This is a genomic window from uncultured Treponema sp., assembly GCF_945873775.1.
Classification (GTDB): domain Bacteria; phylum Spirochaetota; class Spirochaetia; order Treponematales; family Treponemataceae; genus Treponema_D.
Genome location: NZ_CAMCEC010000043.1, coordinates 1 through 5686, shown reverse-complemented (window position 1 = coordinate 5686; position 5686 = coordinate 1). Strand labels below are relative to the sequence as shown.

Here is a 5686-nt window from a genome sequence, read left to right as displayed (position 1 = left end):
ATTTTCAATGGCTTTTTTCTACCCCAAATTGCGAACTTTATTGTACACTATCGTTTTTAGTAAATTCTCGCCGAGAATTTTCAGTTAGTTTTATCTAATTTGACCGTTTCCGTCGATTAAAAATTTTGTTGTGGTCAAGGCTTCTGCTCCCATAGGACCTCTGGCATGAAGTTTTTGCGTGCTGATTCCGAGTTCCGCTCCAAATCCAAAGATTCCGCCGTCTGTAAATCTTGTGCTTGCATTCACATAGATGCAGGCTGCGTCAATTTGTTGCTGGAACATAAGAGCGTGGCTTCTGTCGTTTGTAGCAATGCATTCGCTGTGCTTAGTGTTGTGGGCGTTTATAAATTCAATTGCCTGCTCTGTGGATTCAGCTTGTCGGACTGCAACAATAAAGTCAAGGAATTCAAATCCGAAGTCAGAATCTTCTGCTTCCTTTAAATTTTTGTAGCCGGCATTTTTTAGAACTGAATAGCATTCTCTGTCTGCGCGGATTTGAACTTTTTCATCAAATTCTTTTGCAAGAAGCGGAAGAAATTCTTTAAGAACTTTTTTATTTACAAGAATTGTTTCAATTGCATTGCAAGCTCCCGGACGCTGCATTTTGGAATTCTGCGCAATTTTAGCCGCGTTTTCCAAGTTCGCGCTTTCATCAACATAAAGGTGGCAGACTCCAGCTCCAGTCTGAATTACTGGAACTTTTGCATTTTCAACAACAAGATTTATGAGCTTTGCAGAGCCGCGTGGAAGAACCACATCAATTTTTCCGACCGCATTGAGAATTTCATTTACTTCGGAATGGTTGCCATATTCGCATAAATGCAATGCTGACTCAACGCCGTCTTTTTCAGCATTCTTTAAGCCTTCTTTGATTGCCTTTACTATGGCTTTGTTTGAATTCAGCGCAGAAGAAGAGCCGCGCAAAAGAATAGAATTTCCGCTTTTATAGGCAAGGGCAAACGCATCCGCTGTAACGTTCGGACGGCTTTCATAAATAATTGCAGCAACTCCAAGCGGAACTCTTACTTGGCGGATTTCCATTCCATTAGGAGCTTTCCATCCGTCAACGATTTTGCCAATAGGATCTTTTTGCTGAATTACAGTTTTGATTCCGTCCAGAATATCATTGAACTTTTTTTCATTTAGAGCAAGACGTTCAACAAGGGATTCGGGAGTTCCATTTGCGCGTGCATTTTCCACATCAATCTGATTTGCGTTTAAAATTTCCTGCTTGTTTTTTAAGATTGCTTCAGAAACACATTTTAGCGCATTGTTTTTCTGAAGTTCTGTATGAAGCGCAAGTTGTGCAGCTCCTTTTTTTAATTCAGCGCAGATTGAATCAAGCTCCATGAATTCCCTCCTGTTATTCCCATGTAATGACATGGGAATCTGTTATAATTTTGCAATAGATGACATTAAAATGTAAATTGAAACAGGTTTAATAATTTGCCAAAAAATAAATTCCAAGCAAAATGGCAATTCTTGTGCGTTCAGTTGACCATTGCGCATCCCGCGGAAGACTTTTTACGTACCACCAGAAAATTCCAAATTCCGGGTCAATTCTAAGCGCGTATTCTGGAAAATCTTTTGCCTTTGCCTGATTTCCAAACATAAGATAAACAACATTATCTAAAATAGAAAAAAACTGCGGATAAGCCTGAACATAATCTTTTGAATTTAGCTGAACACGGAATTCTTCAAGCTGATAAAGAATTTGCGCTTTAAGCTCTTCATCGGATTTTTCAACCCAAGTTTTCTGAATCAAAAGAACAAGATTATTGTTAAAACTGGAAACAAGTTTTGATTCCGCATCTGAATTTTTATCAGTGATTTTTTTGAATGTCTGACCTGCGCCAAAAATATCTGCAAGCTGCACCGAAGAAGAAAGAGCCACATCATCTGAACTGGATTCAATAAGATTTTTCAACGCCTTGAGCGAATCATTATCCACAAATTTTTCTATAAGATTTTCTGACATAAAGCCATTATAAATTTTTGCTTTCGTTGTTGCAATGGGTTAAAGAATTGAATCAAAGCCATAAAACTTGACAGATAGAAGATTTGATATTAAATTACAAACAGTACGGTTTTTGGTACGCAATTTTATTCCGACTTTTTTGGAGGCAATTATGACAATCGCAAAACAGATGGACATCCGCGCAAATATAAAAAAATATTTTGACATGGCGTTTAACGGTGAGCCGGTCATAGTTCCGCGCAAGGAAAACAAGAATGTCGTCATCGTTTCTGAAAAGGAATTTAAGGAAATGGAAAAGGCGAAAAACAATGCGGCTTATCTTGCCATGCTTGACAAAAGTGATGAGCAGCTTCGTCAGGGAAAAGTTGTCGTAAAAACAATGGAAGAACTTGAAGCAATGGCGGCAGAATGAGCGAGATAACTTTTACAGAAACTGGATTGAACATTATGTTTATTGGTAGACTCAAGATAAAAAGACAGTTCAGAAAATTAACAAACTGCTGAAAAGTATTTCTCGTGATGGTGCATTGCACGGTGAAGGAAAGCCTGAAAAACTGAAACACAAAGAGGGCGAATATAGCAGAAGAATTGATAAAGAAAATCGGCTTGTTTACGAATTTTCCGAAGATAAAATTACTGTAAAAGCTTGTCGAGGTCACTATGAGGACTGATTTTTGAATCTGCCTCTGCTTTTGAATATTATAATCTCTTAATACTTTTAATTTACATATCTTTTTACTTTTCTCAACAGCTAGAACAAAGTCTATGTCCAAATCCAAATTTAAACGATAAAAATGGTTGTGTCAAAAGTATTATTTTCTTAGTCATATTTCATATAAAAAGGAAGAACGGCATGATGAAAATGGCAAAAGTTGTAATACCTGTTTTTTTATTTGGATTTTTAGGATTGTTTATATTTTCCTGTTCTAATGGCTCGGGAGGCGGTTCTGGAGATGATTCATATTATGCGCCTACAATGCCATCTTCAAATACTGGAAATTCATCAAACAATGGTGATAATGACGAAAAAGATGAAGAAACAGGTAATGATGATACTGAAGAAGTACCTACAAACTACATGGACTCTCCGTATATTTTAAAAGCTGGAACAGATGGAAGCGCGGGAACAGAAGCAACTTATGTGCTTTTTGGAGAATGGCCGCAGACAGTAAAAGCGCAGGATGTTGAAATTACAAAATTAATTGACCAAGATAAATATCTTTATTTAGGTAGTGACGGTTGTAAATACTTCAAGATGCAAGCAAAACCATATGGTAATGACGGAAAATACGTATTTAGTGATGGTTTTGAGATAAAAACTGGAACTGAATATTATTTTAAAGTTGAGCCAATAAAATGGCGTGTTGTTACAAATAACTACAATGAAACAGGTAATGCACTTCTTTTATCTGAAAAAATTCTTGTCGCTGGGATTCCATACAATCCAACATTCCGTTATGGATGGGTGGAAGATCATTCTGATAAGAATTACTATTTTTTGCGTTCATCTGATAAAGATAAAAATATTTATCCTCCAAATTATGAATATAGTTTTATAAGGGCAGTATTAAATGGTCTGAGTTATATAAGCCATTATGGCAATCAAGTGCTTGATTCTTATAAAGTTGGCTCTTATGAAATAAAGTTTAAGGGTAATGGCTTTTTACAAAATGCGTTTTCTTCTAAAGGACAAAATTTAATTGAAACAACTTATGTAAAAAATGATTCAGATTCTATGAAATATTATCCAAAATCAGATGTTGCAGATGGAAAAAAGGATGGTACAATAGATTTAAGATGTAATGACACACAAGATAAAATTTTTATTTTAAGTGTTAAAGAATTGAATTTAATAAGCATAGGAAATATCTACTATAGTTTTTTAACTTCTGATTTCACAAGAGCGAGTGGCTTAGAATTACACAACATATACAGCTCTATTCCAAAAGATAGAACAATGAGTTGGTATTCACGAACACCTGCATCTGTAAAATCTGATTATAGTATTGGGGTGGATGATAAAGGTAATATCATTTATAGAAAGGGCTTCTATATTTCAAATTGTGGAAGTGCAATACATGTAACAAGTAATAGTACTGGCATTTGTCCTGCCCTCACAATAAAACTTGACTGAGTAATTTAATATACACCTCCCACTGCGATAACTGACCTTTCACCTTTTTTGTAGTGGGTTGCATTTAAAAAGTATTATTTCAAAATTTTCCTATATCCATTAAAATAACAAAGATTGCTAAAAAATTCTTGCGGGTTTTGCTATGTGTGCTTTCTTGATGAAAAAGAATTGTTGGGTTTTATCAGTCTTGTTTTTTGTTTGCGGCGGATTTTTCTTTGCGCAGGAAAATTCAGTGCAGGTTTATTATTGGCAAAGTTCGGACAATGAGCTTTCTTCTAGCTTTGCATTTCCTTCCGATTGTAAAAAAAGCGGATTTCGTTTTTCGCCCGGATTTATAAAAGGTAGTCTTTGGTGCGCTGTTCACCGCAAAAGTCCCCAGAAATTTCCTGTGCAAATTCTTGACCTTGGTCCTGAAATTATGGATTCCGCGGAGCTTTATGTTTTTGAAAACGGCATCTGGAAAAAAAGCGGCGTTGCGGGAAGAACAATTTTCAATTCACAAAAATCAATAAAATCCTGGAGAGTTTTTCTTGAAATTCCAAAAGGTCATTTCTTTGACGAATGCTATATTTTAAAAATTAAAAATTCAGATTCAACTTCGTGCACGTTCCGTTTTTTTGCAATGGAGCAATTTTTTGAGCAGACAGAGCGATTTTCGTTTGTGCATATAATATTTTTGGGAATTATGCTTATTACGGCGGCGGCTCTTTTTGTTTCGTTTGCAAGCCTAAAGGAGAAACTTTTTTTGTATCTGGGAATTATGACTTTTGCGTTTTTTCTTTATCAAGTTGCAATGAAAGGATTTGGCTGCACATACATTTGGAACGCTTTTTGCCAGAAACTGTTTTTTGTAAGATTCGGTTACATTGTGTGCGCCATTGGACTTTGCTTTTCGCAGATTTTATTTTTGGAAAATCTTTCAATTGAAAAAAACATTTTGTGCAAAAAAATTCTTGGCTTGATTTTATTTGTCTGCCTGATTTCTGTTTTTCTGTACGGATTTTGCGATGATGTAAAAATTCCATACATTGCAACAATCTGCTTTTTGATTTTTGGCTGTGCTTTTTGCAGCGTGCTTCTTGTGCATTCATTTTTTAAAAGAAAAAACATTCCGGCGCTTTTGATTTTTTCCTGGGTTCCGCTATTTGTCTATATAATTTTCAGGCAGTCATTGCATCTTTTGCGTCTTAAATTCAATGTGAGTTTGCTTTCTGTTTTTGACAACGATTATTATTTTGGCTACGACATTTGTTTTGTTTCGCACATTCTTATTTATGGCGCGAGCATTTTTATAAAAGTCAGGCAAAGGCAAAAAGAATTCAATCTGCTTAGGGAATCTTCGTATTTCTTAAAATCTTCAGCGCATGAGCTTCTTGCTCCAGTTACGATTATCCAGAATTCAGTTGAAGAAATGGAAAACATTGCAAATGAATTTTACAAGCAAAATGATTTCCGTGGGGGGGGGGGCTTTAAAGAATTTTTCTGCCTGCGTAAAAAGCGCGAATGGAAATATACAAAGAATAAAAAATAGTAGAATTTTTCTCTCTGCCGCAAGATGATTTTAGGTCGGTTGA

Annotated in this window: 5 protein-coding genes and 1 pseudogene; 4 read left to right on the top strand and 2 right to left on the bottom strand. The window is 35.6% G+C overall.

Features of this window, described 5'->3' with window-relative positions; genetic code table 11:
• Positions 1-90: 90 nt before the first annotated feature.
• Positions 91-1350, bottom strand: a complete 1260-nt coding sequence (locus tag Q0N70_RS12160) for a glutamate-5-semialdehyde dehydrogenase (RefSeq protein ID WP_294017136.1) — start codon at positions 1348-1350, stop codon at positions 91-93.
• Positions 1351-1438: 88 nt separating this feature from the next.
• Positions 1439-1978: a hypothetical protein gene (locus tag Q0N70_RS12155; RefSeq protein ID WP_294017134.1), complete on the bottom strand. Its 540-nt coding sequence runs from the start codon at positions 1976-1978 to the stop codon at positions 1439-1441.
• A 151-nt stretch (positions 1979-2129) separates the two neighbouring features.
• On the opposite strand from Q0N70_RS12155, the gene Q0N70_RS12150 reads away from it, so the two are divergent.
• From Q0N70_RS12150 to Q0N70_RS12135, 4 genes and pseudogenes are all read left to right on the top strand, one after another.
• Complete coding sequence (locus tag Q0N70_RS12150) at positions 2130-2390, top strand: type II toxin-antitoxin system Phd/YefM family antitoxin (protein WP_294017132.1); 261 nt, start codon at positions 2130-2132, stop codon at positions 2388-2390.
• A 64-nt stretch (positions 2391-2454) separates the two neighbouring features.
• Positions 2455-2649 (top strand): annotated as a pseudogene (locus Q0N70_RS12145) (Txe/YoeB family addiction module toxin); the annotation flags it as partial.
• Between the two features lie 182 nt (positions 2650-2831).
• Positions 2832-4112 carry a DUF6273 domain-containing protein gene (locus tag Q0N70_RS12140; protein WP_294017130.1) on the top strand — a complete coding sequence of 427 codons (1281 nt, stop codon included), beginning with the start codon at positions 2832-2834 and terminating at the stop codon, positions 4110-4112.
• Positions 4113-4269: 157 nt separating this feature from the next.
• Complete coding sequence (locus Q0N70_RS12135; RefSeq protein WP_294017128.1) at positions 4270-5643, top strand: 7TM diverse intracellular signaling domain-containing protein; 1374 nt, start codon at positions 4270-4272, stop codon at positions 5641-5643.
• The last annotated feature ends 43 nt before the right edge of the window (positions 5644-5686 follow it).

Bases quoted from the DNA above. Each gene is read 5' to 3' on its own strand.
- Q0N70_RS12160 (WP_294017136.1), bottom strand. From the start codon at position 1,350: ATGGAGCTTGATTCAATCTGCGCTGAATTAAAAAAAGGAGCTGCACAA.
- Q0N70_RS12155 (WP_294017134.1), bottom strand. From the start codon at position 1,978: ATGTCAGAAAATCTTATAGAAAAATTTGTGGATAATGATTCGCTCAAG.
- Q0N70_RS12150 (WP_294017132.1), top strand. From the start codon at position 2,130: ATGACAATCGCAAAACAGATGGACATCCGCGCAAATATAAAAAAATAT.
- Q0N70_RS12140 (WP_294017130.1), top strand. From the start codon at position 2,832: ATGATGAAAATGGCAAAAGTTGTAATACCTGTTTTTTTATTTGGATTT.
- Q0N70_RS12135 (WP_294017128.1), top strand. From the start codon at position 4,270: ATGAAAAAGAATTGTTGGGTTTTATCAGTCTTGTTTTTTGTTTGCGGC.